This is a genomic window from Thermocatellispora tengchongensis, from assembly GCF_014202315.1.
GTDB classification, from domain to species: domain Bacteria; phylum Actinomycetota; class Actinomycetes; order Streptosporangiales; family Streptosporangiaceae; genus Thermocatellispora; species Thermocatellispora tengchongensis.
Window position 1 is genome coordinate 277,910 of record NZ_JACHGN010000014.1, and the last position, 14,938, is coordinate 292,847.

At 73.4% G+C, this 14,938-nt stretch carries 10 protein-coding genes, 1 tRNA gene and 1 pseudogene; 10 read left to right on the forward strand and 2 right to left on the reverse strand.

Features of this window, described 5'->3' with window-relative positions; translation table 11 throughout:
- The first annotated feature begins 261 nt into the window (after positions 1-261).
- Positions 262-1,344 (forward strand): GNAT family N-acetyltransferase, encoded by a 1,083-nt coding sequence (locus HNP84_RS30675; RefSeq protein ID WP_185053404.1) that lies wholly within the window; start codon positions 262-264, stop codon positions 1,342-1,344.
- Between the two features lie 6 nt (positions 1,345-1,350).
- Positions 1,351-1,809: pseudogene (locus HNP84_RS53690) on the forward strand (DegT/DnrJ/EryC1/StrS family aminotransferase); the annotation flags it as partial.
- A 541-nt stretch (positions 1,810-2,350) separates the two neighbouring features.
- Here HNP84_RS53690 and pdxR read toward each other — a convergent pair.
- A complete protein-coding gene (pdxR, locus tag HNP84_RS30680; RefSeq protein WP_185053405.1) occupies positions 2,351-3,943 on the reverse strand; it encodes a MocR-like pyridoxine biosynthesis transcription factor PdxR in 1,593 nt (530 codons plus the stop codon).
- A 58-nt stretch (positions 3,944-4,001) separates the two neighbouring features.
- On the opposite strand from pdxR, the gene HNP84_RS30685 reads away from it, so the two are divergent.
- The 8 genes from HNP84_RS30685 (at position 4,002) to HNP84_RS30720 (ending at position 13,531) form a co-directional block, all read left to right on the forward strand.
- The gene (locus HNP84_RS30685) at positions 4,002-4,646 is read left to right on the forward strand and encodes a pyridoxamine 5'-phosphate oxidase family protein (protein ID WP_185053406.1); all 645 of its coding nucleotides are present in this window, start codon (positions 4,002-4,004) and stop codon (positions 4,644-4,646) included.
- Positions 4,647-4,773: 127 nt separating this feature from the next.
- Complete coding sequence (locus HNP84_RS30690) at positions 4,774-7,125, forward strand: serine/threonine-protein kinase (RefSeq protein WP_221336929.1); 2,352 nt, start codon at positions 4,774-4,776, stop codon at positions 7,123-7,125.
- 103 nt (positions 7,126-7,228) lie between these two features.
- The gene (locus HNP84_RS30695; protein ID WP_185053407.1) at positions 7,229-8,932 is read left to right on the forward strand and encodes a serine/threonine-protein kinase; all 1,704 of its coding nucleotides are present in this window, start codon (positions 7,229-7,231) and stop codon (positions 8,930-8,932) included.
- An 8-nt stretch (positions 8,933-8,940) separates the two neighbouring features.
- Complete coding sequence (locus tag HNP84_RS30700; protein WP_185053408.1) at positions 8,941-10,350, forward strand: protein kinase family protein; 1,410 nt, start codon at positions 8,941-8,943, stop codon at positions 10,348-10,350.
- Between the two features lie 80 nt (positions 10,351-10,430).
- Positions 10,431-11,636, forward strand: coding sequence for a DUF2510 domain-containing protein (locus tag HNP84_RS51395; RefSeq protein ID WP_221336930.1), 1,206 nt, complete (start codon positions 10,431-10,433; stop codon positions 11,634-11,636).
- Positions 11,637-11,657: 21 nt separating this feature from the next.
- Positions 11,658-12,254, forward strand: coding sequence for an oligoribonuclease (orn, locus tag HNP84_RS30710; protein WP_185053409.1), 597 nt, complete (start codon positions 11,658-11,660; stop codon positions 12,252-12,254).
- Positions 12,255-12,323: 69 nt separating this feature from the next.
- A tRNA-His gene (locus HNP84_RS30715) sits at positions 12,324-12,399 on the forward strand.
- Positions 12,400-13,267: 868 nt separating this feature from the next.
- A complete protein-coding gene (locus HNP84_RS30720) occupies positions 13,268-13,531 on the forward strand; it encodes a helix-turn-helix domain-containing protein (RefSeq protein WP_185053410.1) in 264 nt (87 codons plus the stop codon).
- 33 nt (positions 13,532-13,564) lie between these two features.
- On the opposite strand, the gene lat is transcribed toward HNP84_RS30720, so the two are convergent.
- Entirely contained in the window at positions 13,565-14,878 is a 1,314-nt protein-coding gene (lat, locus tag HNP84_RS30725; RefSeq protein WP_185053411.1) for an L-lysine 6-transaminase, read from the reverse strand.
- Positions 14,879-14,938: the final 60 nt, after the last annotated feature.

The window sequence follows — 14,938 nt, forward strand, 5'->3', positions numbered from 1 at the left end:
CCCTTAATTAGAACGCCACTCGGGTTCATCTGCCAGCCCGGGGTGGATCCGTGGCGGACGGCGTGTCCATCCGGCGTCCCGCACCGGCGGATGAGATAGTTTTACCTGGTACCAGGTATGCATTGGGTCGCGGGGTCCCGCGCCGCCCCCGACCTTACCTCGTCATTACATGTGGTTGGGCATGCTGAGATCACACCCGAGAACATCGGGTCTATCGGCCATGCCTGATCTTGGGGATACCGCACATCCCAGTAGGAGCCCATGCGCGTCTCAGTCGTTCACCCGAAGGAGCTCGGCGAGCCGGAGGTGTCCCGTTGGCGCTCCCTCCAGGAAGCCGACCCCGCCTTCGACAACCCGTTCCTGTCGCCGGAATTCACCCTCATCGTGGGGGAGCTTCGCGACGACGTACGCGTCGCCGTCCTCACCGACGGACCCGATCTCGTCGGGTTCTTTCCTTTCGAGCGCCATCCCATGGGGATCGGCAAGCCCGTCGCGGCGGGCCTCACCGACGCGCAGGGGCTGGTGCACGCGAAGGACATCGAGATCGATCCGCACAAGCTGGTACGCGACTGCGGTCTCGCCGTCTGGGAGTTCGACCATCTCGTCGTCGGCCAGCCCCTGCTTCCGGCCAGGCACGAGCGGCACCCGTCGCCGATCATCGACCTGCGGGAGGGCTGGGACTCCTACGTCGCGACGCTGAAGGAGAACTCCGGCAAGACCTACCGCTCGACGCTGTACAAGCAGCGCAAGCTCTCCCGCGACGTGGGCGAGGTCCGGCACGACTTCGCGATCAAGGACGCCGGGCCGCTGCGCACGCTGCTCGGCTGGAAGACCGACCAGTACCGCCGCACCGGCAGGAGCGACCGCTTCGCCCGGCCGTGGATCGTGGCGCTGGTCGAGCGCCTGCTCGCCACCGACACCGAGAGCTTCGCCGGCATGCTCGACATGGTGTACGCCGACGGGCGTCCCGTGGCCGGGCACTTCGGGCTGCGCACCCGCACCACGCTCGCCGGATGGTTCCCCGCCTACGACACCGCCTTCGCCAAGTACTCCCCCGGCCTCATCCACCATCTCGCCATGGCAGAACGGGCGGCTTCGTCCGGAATCCAGGTTATTGATATGGGTCGGGGTGAAAAGGAGTATAAAGAGAAGCTCAAGAACGGCGAGTACCACGTCGCGGAGGGCCGCGTCGCGCGGGCCCACGTCGGCGCGGGCGTGCACTGGATGTTGCGCGTTCCTGTCAGAAAGGCGAGAAGCACCGTGCTTGCGAGCCCCATGTTGCGCACCACCGCAGATCGGACGTTGAAGGCGTACGGCCGCATCCGCACCGCGCTGTCCTCCTAGCTCCACGTGGAGGCCGAAGATCAGCTCGCCCGGCGCACCGGGCGGCGGTGCCTGGCGCTGCCGTCCAACCGGCTGGGGCTCTACCTCGCCCTGCGCCACTTCTGCACGCCGGGCGAGCGCCTGCTGATGTCCCCCGTCTCGGCCGACGAGATCCTGTTCCTGGTGCTGGCGGCCGGGCTGCGGCCGGTCATGGCGCCGCTCTCGCCGCGCGACGGCAACATTGACGCCCACGCCGCCGACCTGACCACCGTGGACGCGGTGCTGACCACCAACCTGTACGGCCTGCCCGACGACGTGCGGGTCCTGGGCGCGGGCCGCACCCTGATCGAGGACGCCTCGCACGCGATCGAGACGACCGTGGACGGCGTGCCCATCGGGGCGTTCGGCGCGGCCGGGGTCTTCAGCCTGTCCAAGCACGCCGGCGCCGGGTCCGGCGGGGTGATCGCGGTGGACGACGAGGCCGACCTGCGCGCGCTGCGCCGCGAGCGCGACCTGCTGCTCAAGCCCGGCGTGCTGCGCCGGGAGATCTTCTCGGTGCTCACCTCCATGGCCCGTCAGGCCGCCCTCCGCCTCGACCTGGTACGCCCCGCGCTGCGTCTCGCGCGCGCCCTGGGCATGCAGGAGGAGCGCGAGGGCTACCGGATCGCGCTGGACCCCGAGGAGCTGGCCCTGGCGCTGAAGCGGGTGCCCGAGCTGCCGCCCTTCGACCTGTGGGTACGCGCCGACCTGCACGACTACCGCACCCGGCGGGGGCGGGTGACGCACTGGTACCAGGCCAGGCGGGTGGCCGCGCTGGCCGCGGAGCGGCCGGCCCGGATCGCCGGGGTCGCCAAGCTGGCCGGGCTGCCCTCGGCCGCGCGCGGCGTGCTCGACCACGTGGACCAGCCGCTGTTCCGGGTGCCGCTGCTGGTGCGCGACCGCGACGCCGCCATCGCCGAGCTGGAGCGGCGCGGGGTGGCGACCGGCTACCTGTACGACCCGCCGTACGACGACTACGCGCCCGGCTTCACCGAGCCCTCGCCCTCTCCCGAGGTCGCCCGTTGGTGGGCGGCGCATGTGCTGCCTGTCGATCCCCTCTACGCCCACCGCGCGCTGCCGGTGGTGCGGGAGCTGAAGCCGGCGCCGCCGCCGTATCTGTGAGCGCCGTACCGGTGAACGCTGTATCGGTGAACGCCGTGCCGGTGAACTCGGCCACCAGTTCCGCGACCACCTGGCAGCCGCGCCTGACCTCGGCCGGCGACGCCGAGCCGTAGCCCAGCACCAGCCCGTGCACCCGGGGCGGCCCGATGTGGTGCCGGTCGGTGGTGTCCAGCAGGACGCCCCGCCGCCGCGCGGCCTCGGCCAGCGGGCCCACGGCCTCCTCCGGCAGCTCCACCAGCACGTGCAGGCCCGCCGTGTCGCCGTGCACGAGCGGCCCCAGGATCTCCACGACGGCGGCGCGGCGGCGGGCGTACTCCAGGCGCATGCGGCGCAGGTGCCGGTCCAGGTCGCCCCGCTCCAGCAGCACCGCGACCGCTGCCTGCACCGGGCCGGAGGTGCGGTCGGCGAGCGCGTCGCGGGTGTCGGCGATCCGGGCGAGCAGGTCGGGCCGGCCCAGCAGCCAGCCGACGCCGACGTCCGGGGCCAGGGTCTTGGACAGGGTGCCGAGCAGCACGACCACGTCGGGGTCGAGGCCGTACAGGGCGGGCAGCGGCGCGACGTCGTAGCGGAACTCGGCGTCGTAGTCGTCCTCGATGATCGTGGCGCCGGTGCGGCGGGCCCAGGCGAGCAGGCGCTCGCGGCGCGGGATCGGCAGCCGCCCGCCCAGCGGATACTGGTGCGCGGGGGTGGTGTAGAGCACCCGCAGGTCGTCGGGCAGCGCCTCCACGATCACGCCGTCGGCGTCCACCGGGCAGGGCACGACCTGCGCGCCGCGGGCGGCGAAGACGTTCCTGGCCACCCGGTATCCGGGGTCCTCCACGCCCGCGCGGTCGCCGGGGCGCAGCAGCGTCGCGGCCACCAGGTCCAGCCCGTTCCCGGTGCCCCGGGTGATCATGATCCCGTCCGGCTCCACCGGCACCGCCCTGGCCCGGCGCAGGTGCGCGGCCAGCGCCTCGCGCAGCACCGGCAGGCCGTACGGGTCGGGGTCGTCGGACGGCGGCAGTTCCGCGGCGCGCCGCCACGCGCGGCGCCAGGCCGCGCGGTCGTAGTCGCGCACCCACGGCGCGCCGGGCCGCAGGTCGATCGCCCGGCCCGCCGGACGCCTGCGCCGCTCGGGCAGCGGCGCGGGCGCGGGACGCGGCCGGGTCTCGGCGGGCGCGCCGACGGTGGCCGGCAGGTCGGCGACGTAGGTGCCCGAGCCGTGCCGCCCGTCGAGCCACCCCTCCGCGTAGAGCTGCTGGTACGCCTCGGTGACCACGGTGCGGCTCACCCCGAGCTGACCGGCCAGCCCGCGCGTGGACGGCAGCCGCTCCCCCGCGGCCAGCACCCCGGCGCGCATCGCCGCGCGGAGCTGGTCGGCGAGCTGCGTCACCAGGGCCACGGTGGCGCCGCGGTCCAGGGCCAGCGGCAGGTCCGCCGCGACCCGGCCCCGCCGGCGGGGAGACGGAGAAGTGGTCATCGGTATTTGCGGCATAGTGGCTGTATTATCCCAGGCCACTCGGCCCGAGCCTGGAGACATGTCTGCCACGCTCTCGCCCACGCCCCGCACCCGACTCGGCCGCGCCAAGGAGCGGGGCCGCACCGACAGGGACGACCTGTACGCCGTACTCGACGCCGGCCTGATCTGCCACCTCGGCGTGATCTCCGACGGCTTCCCGATGGTCGTGCCCACCGGCTACGGACGGCTCGGCGACACCCTCTATCTGCACGGCTCCACCGGGGCGCGGTCGCTGCGCGCGGCGGCGGGCTCGCCGGTGTGCGTCACGGTGACCCACCTGGACGGCGTCGTGCTGGCCCGCTCGATCTTCCACCACTCGGTGAACTACCGCTCGGCCATGGTGTACGGGGTCGCCCGTCTGGTCGAGGACCCCGAGGAGCGGCTGACCGGGCTGCGGGTGCTCTCGGAGCACCTGGCGCCGGGCCAGTGGGACGCGGTGCGCAAGCCGACCGCGAAGGAGCTGGCCGCCACCGCCGTGCTCGCCCTGTCGCTGGAGGAGGCGTCGGTGAAGACGCGCCAGGGCCCGCCCTCCGACGACGAGGAGGACTACGCGCTGCCGGTGTGGGCGGGCGTGCTGCCGCTGCGCGTCGCGTGGGGGGAGCCGGTGCCCGACCCGGCGCTCCCGCCCGGCGTCCCGGTGCCGCCGCACGTACGCGACCGGTAGCACCACGCGTCACATCTGTCACTTTGATCAAATTTCATGCCGATCATCCGAATTTCGGCAACCAAGGCGGCCGGGAGGGCGTCTCATAGGGGATGGTCCCCGGTCACCCGCATGCATGGAGATCGTCATGGCGGACATGGGCGAATGGCGCGTGCCCGGATACTCCGAGGTGCGCGAACTCGGCGCGGGGGGCGGCGGCCGGGTGGTGCTGGCCACGCACGTGAACTCGGGCACGCCGGTCGCGATCAAGTACCTCTCCGAGGCGCTGCGCGACGAGCCCGGTTTCCTGGCCAGGTTCCAGGAAGAGGCGCGGGTCATGGTGGAGCTCGCCGACCCGCACGTGGCGCGGCTGTACGAGTACCGCCAGACCCGCTACGGCGGCGCGGCCATCGTGATGGAGCTGGTCAACGGCGTCTCGCTGCGCGCCATCCTGCGCGAGCACGGCGCGACCGGGCCGGAGGCGGCGCTGAGCGTGCTCAAGGGCTCGCTGCTCGGCCTGGCCGCCGCGCACCGGCTCGGCGTGGTGCACCGCGACTACAAGCCGGAGAACGTGCTGGTCCAGGGCGACGGCACCAGCAAGCTGGTCGACTTCGGCATCGCGGTACGCTCCGGCGACGGGCGCACGCCCGCGGGGACGCCGCCGTACATGGCGCCGGAGCAGTGGTCCGGGCTCGCCGCCACCCCCGCCACCGACGTGTACGCCGCGACCGCCGTGTTCTTCGAGTGCCTGACCGGCCATCGCCCCTATCAGGCGACCGCGCACGTGGTGCTGAAGTTCCAGCACGAGCACGCCCCGGTGCCGATCGGCGAGGTGCCCGAGCCCGTGCGCGGGCTGGTCGCGCGGGGCCTGGCCAAGGACCCCCTCGACCGGCCGCCCGGGGCCGCGGCGTTCCTGGCCGAGCTGGAGCGGGTGGCGCGGGCGGCGTACGGGGAGGACTGGGAGGAGCGCGGGCGCAGGCGGCTGGCCGAGCTGGCGGCCCTGCTGGTGCTGCTGTTCCCGCTGCACGCCCCGGCCCCGCCGCCGACCGCGGCCACGAGCCTGTTCCGCACGGTGCTGGGACGGGCGCGGCGGGCCGTGCGCGACAACGCGGCCCGCATCGCCGCGGGGGCGGGGGTCGTGGTGGTGGCGGGAGGCGCGACGGCGTACGTGCTGGCCGCCGACGAGCCGCCGACCCGGCGCGTGGACATCGTGGCGGCGGCCCCGACCGACCCGCCCACCCCGGCGGCGGCCCCGGCCACCGAACCGCCCGCCCCGACGCCGTTCGGCACCCCGGCCACCACCGAGCCGGCGCTCGCCCAGTCGCCTCCGGCGGAGACGCCCACCGCCCCCGAGACGGCCCAGCCCGAGACCACCCAGTCCGAGACCACCCCGCCCGAGACCACCCCGCCGGTAACGACGTCCCCGCCCACCACATCCCCGCCCACAACATCCCCACCGACCACATTCCCGCCGACGACATCCCCGCCGACATCGCCGCCCGTCACCACGGCGCCGCCGACCAGGGCGCCCGCGCCCACCCGGGTGTCGGCGGTGCGGCTCGGGGAGCTGTCGCAGGACGGCGAGGTCCTGGCGGTGAGCACCACGGTCACGACCCGCGGCAGCGGCCGGGTGCGGCTCACCGTCGCCTTCGCCGTGAACGGGACCGTGGTGGACACCCAGCGGATGGAGCTGGCCGGGGCCACCACGTACGTACGCGCGTTCCAGCACGCCCTCGCCGAGCCGCGCTGCGGCGGCGCCTGGACGGTCACCGCGACCACCGAGCCCGCCGCGCCGGGCGGAACGGTGACCGCGAGCCGTGCCTTCCCCGACTGCCCCACCTCGGCCACCGGCGTGCGGGTGGCCGGGCTGAGCGTGGACGCCGCCCCCGGGCGAACGCTCCGGGCCAGGTTCGCGGTCACCGCGAGCGGCACGGGGCGGGTGCCGGTCACCGCGGAGATCCTGTCCGGCGGAAGCACGGTCGCCACGCGGAGCGCGGTGCTGTCCGGGCGGCGGTCCTACACCCGCACCCTGACCCACGCCTTCCCCGAGCGCCCGTGCGGCACGACCGTCGGCGTCCGGGTCAAGGCCGGGGCGCACAGCGACGTCCGGCAGGTGCGGGTCACCTGCCCGGCGGGCGTGCAGACGGTCGAGGTGCTGCGGGCGGCGGTCTCCGCCAGGGGCGCCACGGCCACGGTGCGGGTGGTCACCGACAACGACCGCCCCGTACGGCTGAGGGTGGTGCTCCAGGTCGGCGACCGCACCCGTACCTCCGCGCTCACGCTGTCCGGCGCCACGTCGTACACGCGCACGCTGAGCTTCGCGCTGGGCACCGTGCCCTGCGGGCAGACGTGGCAGGTGAGCGCCGCCACGACGCCGGCCGCGCGCGGCGGCGCGGACACGCTCTCCGGCCGCACCGCGGCCTGCCCGCCACCCCGGGAGCCCGCCGAACCGTCCCCCTCCGCCTCGGCCCCCGACGATCCGCCGCCTTCGATCAGGTGACGTACGAAACACATTTGTGATTATTCGTACGGATGATGCGGAAGCTCACTATGCTACGTCCGACTGATTTCAGGGTGGGGGCCCAGGCAGAAGGAGACCGTCTATGTTCGGCATGCCGTCGGCCTGGAAGGTCCCCGGCTTCACCGAGCTGAGGGAGCTGGGGGCGGGCGCCTCCGGGCGCGTGGTCATGGCGCGGCACGACGCCGACGGGGCGATCGTCGCCATCAAGTACCTGTCGGACGAACTGCTCCGCGACATGGCGTTCGTGGCCCGGTTCCGGCACGAGGCGCGGCTGCTGGAACTGCTGAACAGCCCGCAGGTGGCCCGGCTGTATGAGTACATCGAGACCGGCCAGGGCGCCGCCATCGTGATGGAGCTGGTCGACGGGGTCTCGCTGCGGGCGCTGCTGCGCTCCCAGGGCCCCACCGGGCCCGAGGCCGCGCTCGTCGTGCTCAAGGGCGCGCTGACCGGGCTGGCGGCGGCCCACGGCGCCGGCGTGGTGCACCGCGACTTCAAGCCGGAGAACGTCATCGTCTCCGACGACGGGACGAGCAAGCTGGTCGATTTCGGCATCGCCGTACGGGCGGGCGACGGGGGCAACGCCTCCGGCACGCCGCCGTACATGGCGCCGGAGCAGTGGACGGGCGCGTCCGCGAGCCCCGCCACCGACGTCTACGCCGCGACCGTGGTGTTCTTCGAGTGCCTGACCGGCGCCCGGCCCTTCCGCGCGCGCAACCTCGCCGTGCTGGCGCACGAGCACCAGTCGGTGCCGCCGCCGGTGGAGGAGGTGCCGCCGCCGCTCCAAGAGCTGGTCGAGCGAGGGCTGGCCAAGGACCCCGGCGACCGGCCGTCCTCGGCCGAGGCGTTCCTGGCCGAGCTGGAAGCGGTGGCGGCGGGGGCGTACGGGCGCGACTGGGAGAACCGCGGACGCCGCCGCCTGGCCGCCCTGGCCGGACTGCTCGCGCTGCAGTTCCCGCGCGCCGAGCTGGTGCCCGAGGGCGATTCCTCGGTGGCCGAGACCTTCCTCGGGGGCGGCGGCGACCGCGACGCCGAGGCCGAGCTGGACACCGAGATCAGCCGCTCCTGGATGAGCCGGCTCGGCGTGAAGATCGCCGTGGGCGTGGGCTGCGTGACACTGGTCGGGGTCGTGGCGCTCGTCACGGTGAACTCCGCCGGCGACACCGAGCTGCGCGCCGACACCTCCGCCGCCACTCCCGCGCCGAGCGGCGACGAGCCGACCACCCTGCCCGGCGAGACCGGCGACCCGGCCGAGCCGGCCGACCCGGTGGAGGAGGACCCCACCCCCACCCCGACCGACCCGACCCCGACGCCGACCGACACCACCGTGCCGCCCAGCGTGCCCGCCACGACGCTGCCCACCTCCACGGCGTCCGAGAGCCCCGAGCCGACGCCGACGAAGCGGCGGCCGACCAAGAAGCCCACCAAGAAGCCCACGGCCAAGCCCACCGCGACCGGCGAGCCGTCCGAGGACGTGACGGTCGGCAACCCGCAGACCCCCGACCGGCCGACGCGCCTGCCCACCCCCACCCCGACCACGCCGCGGCCCACCGACACGCCCACCCAGACGCCCACGTCGTCCCGGCCGACCACCAGCGCCACGACCGCCTCGCCCACCGAGACCAGCACCGACGACGAGACCGAGGTGCCCAGGCTGACGGCCGGGCCCACGCCCGTCGAGACCGTCCCGGCGGTGGCGCTCGCGGCCGGGCTGGTGACGTCCGGCGCGGTACCCGTCACACTGGCCATTGGGCGCCGTGCGGCGGGACGGCACCGGAGACGGCGGTAGGGGGGCAGATGAACGGGGGGAACCGGGTCATCGCGGGCTTCCGGCTCGACGGCGGGACCCGGCTCAGCGAGCTGGGCATGTGGGCCGACGGCACCGCCCCCGACGGGCGGCCGGTCGCGGCGCTGTTGTTCGACAACCGCCTGGTCGCCGACGCCGCGGCCCGGCAGCGGCTCGCCGCGGCGGTGACCGCCGACCGGCACCTGACCCAGAGCGGGCCGGCCGGGCTGCTGCCCGTCGCCGACCTGGTGGGCTCGGCCGGCGAGGTGTGGCTGCTGATCGACCACCCGGCGGGCCCAACGGTGACCGACCTGCTCAACGCGGGCGCCGCCGGGGCCGGCCCCGACGCGGGCAGCGCCGCCGCGGTCCTGGTGGAGACCGCGCAGACGCTGCTCACGATCCACTCCGCCGGGCTCGCGCACGGCGCGCTCCAGCCCGGCACCATCGTGCTCGGCGAGGACGGCGCCGCCCTGCTGGCCGAGCGCGGGCTGCTGGACGCGCTGCACGGCCGCACCCCCGCGCCGCAGCGCGACGTGGCCGCGTGGGCGTCCCTGGCCCGGGGCCTGGCCGCCACCTGGGGCGCCGGCTCCCCCGGTGGCGCCGCCCTGCTGGAGCAGGCCGCCACCACCGCCACCACCCACGGCCTGGCCGCCGCCCGCGACACCCTCCTGTCCGGCCGCGACCGGCTCCCCGGCGGCCACATCGGACGCGAGCGCCTGGTCGGCATGGTCCGCTGGTGGCGCGACCACCACACCGCGGCCACGGGCCCGGCCGGCCTCGCCGCCGTCCCTGCCGGGCGGCCCCAGGACGAGGGCGAGATCGTCACCCTGCTGCACGTCCCCGCCCCCGTCCAGGCGGAGCGCGCGCCCGAGCAGCCGGAGACCGCCGACGTGCGCTTCGGCCCCGGGGTGCCCTCCATGTCCACCGCCGAGCAGATCTGGCGCTCCGGCCGCGAGCAGGCCACCGTGTACGGGCAGGAGCACCACCGCGAGAGCAGGCTCGCCACCCGGCGCCGCCGCCGCACCGCCGTGGCCGCGGCCACGCTCGCCCTGATCGTCGCGGGCGCGCTGCTGGCCTGGCTGCTGCGCGACCCCGGACCGGTGCTGGCGGTGGAGAAGGTCGATGTGAAAGCTCCACGGCGTACGCAGGGGTGCGACTCGACCGTCGTCATCAACGGCGTGATCACCACCAACGGCGGCGACGGGCGCGTCCGCTACGAGTGGCGGCGCAGCGACAGCAAAAAGCCCATCGTGCAGGAGGAGACCGTCACCGCGGACACCACGTCGTACCAGGTCAGCCTGCGGTGGACGGTCAAGGGCGAAGGCTCGTTCAAGGCCACCGCCACCCTGCGCATCCTGGACCCCGAGCCCGCCGGCAAGCCCATGGAAGACCGCGCCACCTTCACCTACCGCTGCCGCTGACCCCGCGCGCCCTGACGGAGGCGTCAGGGTGACCTGCCGTGACAATGCACGACATAGCGGTTCTTACTACTCTGGCGGCCATGACCACGCAAACCCCCGCGGGTTGGTATCCCGACCCGTTCGGCCATCCACAGCTCCGTTGGTGGGACGGCGGCCAGTGGACCGACGCCACTCACCCGCTGGAGGGCGTCACCCCACAGGCGCAGCCCGCCGCCACCACCGCCCCCACACCCCCGGCCCCCCAGCAGCCCGAACCGGCCCCGCCCACGGGTGCGCCCGCAGGCCCGCCCACGGGCCCGCAGCAGACGGCGGCCAGCCCCGGCTTCACCTCCCCCGGGCTGAACACCGCCGAACGCCCCCAGCAGCAGCCGGGCCAGTTCGGCGCGGCCGGCGCCCCCACCTGGCCGTCCACTTCCGGATGGACCGGCGGCCCCCAGTCCGGCGGCACGGCCCAGATGCCGGTACCGGACTTCGGCCCGCCGGGCACCGGCTACCCGGGCGGCCCGCCGCCGCGCAAGAGCGGCGCGCTGCCGTGGGTCCTGGGCGGCGTGGGCGCAGTCGTCGTGGTCGCGGCCATCATCATCGCGGTGGTGTTCGTGGTGAACCGGAGCGACACCAGCCCGGTCGCGCAGGCGACCCCCACGCCCCCGTCCACCGGGCGGCCGGAGACCCTGCCCTCGTTGCCGCCGACCCCGTTCCCCTCCGACAGCACGGCCCCCAACCCGAACCAGAGCGCCCCGCCGCTGCCCCAGCCGCAGGACGGCCGCATCACCGACCCGGTCACCCACCTGTCGTACGAGGTTCCCGAGGGCTGGGAGGTGCCGGCGTCGTCGCTCAACTCCAACCCCAACGAGCAGCAGTGGACCAGCGGGGTCATGGCGCTGTCGCACGAGAAGTTCGACGGCCAGAGCGACTGGGTCGGCAACGTCTACACCGGCGAGCTGCACGAGCTGTTCCCGTACAGCGGGCCGGAGAGCCTGCGCGGCACCGCCACCACGATCTTCCACTACTACAACAAGCGCTTCTACGAGCCCGAGCACGAGCAGAAGATCCTGCGCGACGAGGCCATCAAGATCGGCGACCAGGACGCGTGGGTGCTGGAGTTCGAGCTGGACTTCACCAAGGAGTCGGAGAAGAAGGGCTACAAGTGGAAGAAGGAGCGCGGCGCGATCGTCCTCATGGACCGCCCCGGCGGCCTGCGCCCGGCACTGATGTACATCTCGGTACCGGACAATCTGGACACTTCTAACGTCGAGCGGGTGCTCAAGTCTCTCAAGGTCTCATAAGAGGGGCACTAGTCTGTCCCTATGAGTGACCTGCTGGTCTGGATCGACTGTGAGATGACCGGACTCGATCTCGGCCGTGACGCGCTCGTCGAGGTGGCCTGTGTGGTCACCGACGCCGAGCTGAACCAGCTTGACAATGGCGTGGATGTGGTCATCAAGCCCCCGCCGGAGGCACTGGAGCAGATGTCGGAGGTCGTGCGCGAGATGCACACCGCCTCCGGCCTCCTGCCGGCCCTCGGCGGGGGCGTCACGCTCGCCGAAGCCGAATCCCTCGTCCTCGACTACATCCGAGGCCACGTCACCGAGCCCAAGCGCGCCCCCCTGTGCGGCAACTCCATCGCCACCGACCGCGCCTTCCTCGCCCGCGACATGCCCGGCGTGGACTCCTACCTGCACTACCGCATGATCGACGTCTCCTCCATCAAGGAGCTCGTCCGCCGCTGGTACCCGCGGGTCTACTTCGCCTCCCCGGAGAAGCAGGGCGGCCACCGCGCCCTCGCCGACATCACCGAGAGCATCCGCGAACTCCGCTACTACCGCGCCGCCGTCTTCGTCCCCCTCCCGGGCCCCGACTCCACCACCGCCCGAGGCGTCGCCGAACTCATCTCCGGAACCTGACCCGGGTCACACGACGAATCGACTTCCAAAAACCGCTACACTTCTTACGTGCCGCCAAGCGCGGCCATGGTGGGCGTAGCTCAGTTGGCAGAGCGCCAGGTTGTGGTCCTGGATGTCGTGGGTTCAAGTCCCATCGCTCACCCCAAGAACGGCCGGTCGAAAGACCGGCCGTCTTCTTTTCCCCACCCCCACCCCGGCCGGCACGACCGCCCGCGCCGCGACTCGGCGCGTGACCGATTCGGCCCAGCGGCCAGCCCCCAGGGCACCACAACACCCGCCGCAGAAGCCGCGCCCAAGGCGCACACCGCGTCCGTCCCCCTCACCCGCCCGCCACCATGCCCTCCAGGAGGAGTGCCGCAGCGGTTCGGCAGGCGACACACCGGCCCGCGCAGACCTCCATACGCTCGGAGGAGGACAGGCCCGAGCGGACTCCCACACGCCCGGAGGAGGGTGTGTCACCGTTCGGGAGGAGGCGGCCGGAGGGCGTCGCGTTTCCGCAAGTTCCGGCATCCATCCACCCCCATCCCGCCGGGCGCAAGATCTACCGTTGCCCGGACACTCCCCCGGAGGAGGGCGGGGCTGCGCGGACTTCCACAACTGGCATGGGGTGGGTGCCGGAGCCTGTGCGCATGGGACCTCCTCCTGTCGCCTCCCGAGTGTCGGGGTGGCGGCGGATGTTCCGGGAGGCGGGATAGGCGGGTGCCGGGACCTGGGCGCTGGAGACGTGAGCACGTCACTCTCGGGGCCTCCAGGGACGGCGGATCTTGCACAGGGCGGCTGCTGGGACCTGGGGGCGGTGCCCGTCGTCGCCTTCTTTTTGACGCGGGCGAGTCCCCTGCCTCTCCTGGGTGGGGACGGGGCGGGGGGAGTTGCGGGCGGGGCGTAATTGGGTTCGCGGGGGGAACTTGACCGACTTACCCCCCAAAGTTTGATATTGGGAGTTATGCTCGCTGTCAACCGATACGCCGGATGGGCGGGGGCCTCGGCGACCTGATCATGCCACCGGAGGCCGGATGAGAGTCGATGACCCCGCGTACGCGGCCGGACCGAGGGACGTCCGGATCGCTACGGGTCTGAGCAAGCGCGAGACCGAGGTCATGGATTTGATCGCGACCGGGCACTCGAACGGTCAGATCGCGCAGCGGCTGTTTCTGAGTGAGAAGACAGTGAAGAACCACGTCAACCGCATCTACGCCAAGCTCGGCGTGGACTCCCGGGTGACCGCCATCGGGCTGTGGGCGAGCCTGGCCTCGGGAGAGGAACGCGAGCGCGACTGATGGGCGCGCGACGCCCGGCCGGCCCCTCCCCCGTCAGGCGGGGGTGGGGGCGGCGTGGGTGGTGGTCGCGTGGGCGATGGCCGCCAGGGCGATGTCCAGTTCCTCGCGGGTGATCGACAGGGCCGGGCGCAGGCGGATGGAGCGTTCGCCGCAGGGCAGTACGAGCACGCCGCCCTCCTCGCGCAGCCGGGCCACGATCATGTCGCGGGTGACCGGGTCGGGCAGGTCGAAGGCGCACATCAGGCCGCGCCCGCGGGCCGCGCTGACCAGGCCGGGGCAGGCGTCCTGGATCTCACGCAGGCCGGACAGCAGGTGCTCGCCGAGCACGGCCGCGCGCGGGATCAGGCCGTCGCGCTCGATGATCTCCAGCATGCGGCGCGAGCGGACCATGTCCACCAGGCCGCCGCCCCAGGTCGAGTTGATCCGGCCGCTGACGTGGAACACGTTGTCGGGGACGAGGTCCACCCTGCGTCCGGCCATGATCCCGCCGACCTGGACCTTCTTCGCGAACGCCACGATGTCCGGGCGCAGTCCGAGCTGCTGGTACGCCCACGGCGTGCCCGTGAGCCCCACGCCGGTCTGGACCTCGTCCAGCACGAACAGCGCGTCGTGCCGATGGCACAGGTCCTGCATGGCCTGGAGGAACTCCGGGCGCATGTGGTTGTCGCCGCCCTCGCCCTGGATCGGCTCGGCGATGAAGCAGGCGATGTCGTGCGGGTGGCGCTCGAACGCGGCCTCGGCCTGGGCCAGGGCGCGCGCCTCGGCCGCCGCCACGCCGCCGGGCTCGTCCTGGTAGAGGTGGATCGCGGGCACGTCGATCCTGGGCCAGGCGAACTTGGGGAACCGGTCGGTCTTGACCGGCTCGGTGTTGGTGAGCGAGAGGGTGTAGCCGCCGCGGCCGTGGAAGGCCCGGGTCAGGTGCAGCACCTTGGTGCCCAGTTCGGGGGAGCGCCCGGCGGCCTCGTTGCGCCGGCTCTTCCAGTCGAAGGCGGTCTTCAGCGCGTTCTCCACGGCCGGGGCGCCGCCCTCGACGAAGAACAGGTGCGGCAGTTCCGGGTCGCCGAGCACCCGGGAGAAGGTGTCGGCGAAGTCGGCCAGGTGGCCGGTGTAGAGGTCGGAGTTGGCCGGCTTGTTCGCCGCGACCCGGCCGAGCAGCGCGAGGAAGCCGGGGTCGTCGTCGAAGGGGTTGATGCCCAGGGGCGCCGAGGCGAAGAAGGTGTACAGGTCGAGGTAGCGGCGGCCGGTGCCGGCCTCGACCAGCCAGGAGCCGCCGCTGCGGTCGAGATCGGGCACGAAGTGGAAGCCGTCGGTGAGAAGATGGCGGGCCAGCCGCTCTCGGATGTCCATGCGTCGCCTCCTCCAGGACCTGGAGTGTGGAGTATCCCCGGCTATGCCCAGTTTAATCCG